The organism is Streptomyces mutomycini (genome assembly GCF_001700505.1).
Classification (GTDB): domain Bacteria; phylum Actinomycetota; class Actinomycetes; order Streptomycetales; family Streptomycetaceae; genus Streptomyces; species Streptomyces mutomycini.
The window spans coordinates 1-1,782 of the sequence record NZ_MAPV01000380.1 but is presented as its reverse complement, the minus strand read 5'-3'; the positions used below and the strand labels follow the sequence as shown (position 1 = coordinate 1,782).

Here is a 1,782-nt window from a genome sequence, read left to right as displayed (position 1 = left end):
ATTCGCACCGGATTCCCCTGCTCGCCATAGAGCATACGCGCGTACAGGCGTCACTCGGGTACGAAGTCGACATTGACCAGAGAACGGCCAGTCCCGACAACCGCGAGTTGTCGTCCGGCGACGCGGAGGCTCGCCGCACTTCCACGGACGTCAGCCGCGGAGGGACGTCGGCGGCCTTCCTCCTGGCGGCGGCCGCCGACGTCGAGTCGGACCGGGGAGAGTGGGCGCCGCCGGGCCGAAGGCCCGTAACAGGACGTGAGCGAAGTCCTCGTTATACGGCCTTCCTCCCCCAGAACGCAGAAAGGCCCCCGGCCCGCCTCAGTGGAGACGGGCCGGGGGCCTCGGTGGTGCTCGGTACTACGCGTTCTCGATCCGCCACTCCCAGGGGCCGGCGGCGGTCGCGGCTTCCTTGGCGGCCGCCGCGAGAGCGTGAGCGATGGCCGACTCCTTCGGCCGTACGAAGCGGTGCCGCGCGAGCTTCAGCAGAAGCGGGGCGATCTCGGCAGCCTGGCCGGGCGTCATGGTGCCGCCCTCGCCCGGGTTGCTCAGCAGTAGTACGACCGGGCCGCGCTCGTCCTGCGAGAGGCAGCCCTCGGCGTACCCGGCCAGGCTCGTCAGGGATGTCAGCGGATGCTGGTCCTCGCCGAAGAAGTCCGCGCCGTGGGACACCACGACATGGGGCTCGGAGGCATGGATCTGGTGCGTGCGGGTCATCACGGTCTCCAGGTCGCGAGCGGGTCAGCGGACGTCGTTGCGGTTCTTGGCGAACAGGCCCTTCGTCGTGCTCGACACGTTCGTCGTCTCCTGGCGGACTGAGCCGGTGAAGTGGTTGTGCGTCTCGGTGTGCATGTCCGCCTTGGCCTTGCCGACGGACCGCAGCAGTGATCCGACGGCGAGGACCAGGGCGACGGGTGCGGCGCCGGCCACGGCGAGCGTGGTGGGGTCGACCTGCCCGAGCGTGAAGAGGACCAGGGAGGTGGCGCCGCCGACGGACAGGGCGGCCACGCTGCCGGAGAGCATGAGGGCGCTGGCATCGGTGGCGCGCTGGGACATCGGGGGGCGACCGTCCTGGACGACCGGCGGGGTCGGGCCGTACGTGGGGACTGGGGTCTCGTCGCGGAACGACGTCGGCGTCGGCCGGTATGCCGCGTCGATGAGCTGGCGGGCGCGGGCGTCGGCCTCCAGCTCGCTGAGCGGGCGGCCTGCTGCGGTGCTCTCGGTGTGCTCCACTGGGTGCTCCTTCTTCGTCGCGATGGGGAAGGGGCCGGGGCCCGGAGGCGGAATCTCCAGGGCCCCGGTGCGTGGGTATGCGGCAGGCCCGGAGCGGGGGATGCTCCGGGCCTGCGTGCTGCTGTGCGGGGGCGGTCAGTCCGCCGGGATGGGGACGATGAGCCCGGTACTGTCGGGCCGGGCGATCTCCCCCTTCCCGCGCAGGCCGCTGATCGTGGTGCGCAGGGAGCCGCGGCGGACCTCGCGTCCTCCGTCGGCGTTGAGCGCGGCCAGGAGGTCGACCTCGGTCAGGCCGTCCGCCGGCAGCGCCGCGAGGATCCGCTGGGCGGTCGACATCGTGGCGGTGTCGAGCTCGGGTTCCGAGGTGGACGGCTCGTCGTCTTCTCCGTCGCCCCCACCGGCCGCCTTGCGCTCTTTGGCGGTCATGTGGGCCTCCAGGTCGATCGGTTCGCCGGGAGGCGCCTGAGGGCCGTACAGGGCCAGGATCAGTGGGTCGTAGCCGGTGCACGGCTCGATGCTCCCGACGACGTAGGTGCGAGCCATGCTCAAGGA

Annotated in this window: 2 protein-coding genes and 1 pseudogene; all 3 read right to left on the bottom strand. The window is 71.6% G+C overall.

The window, feature by feature from the left end; translation table 11 throughout:
* Window positions 1–357 precede the first annotated feature (357 nt).
* Entirely contained in the window at window positions 358–714 is a 357-nt protein-coding gene (locus BFF76_RS30570) for a DUF7739 domain-containing protein (protein WP_065849510.1), read from the bottom strand.
* A 24-nt stretch (window positions 715–738) separates the two neighbouring features.
* Window positions 739–1,230: a hypothetical protein gene (locus BFF76_RS30565; RefSeq protein WP_065849509.1), complete on the bottom strand. Its 492-nt coding sequence runs from the start codon at window positions 1,228–1,230 to the stop codon at window positions 739–741.
* A 135-nt stretch (window positions 1,231–1,365) separates the two neighbouring features.
* Window positions 1,366–1,782: pseudogene (locus BFF76_RS30560) on the bottom strand (DNA/RNA helicase domain-containing protein); the annotation flags it as partial.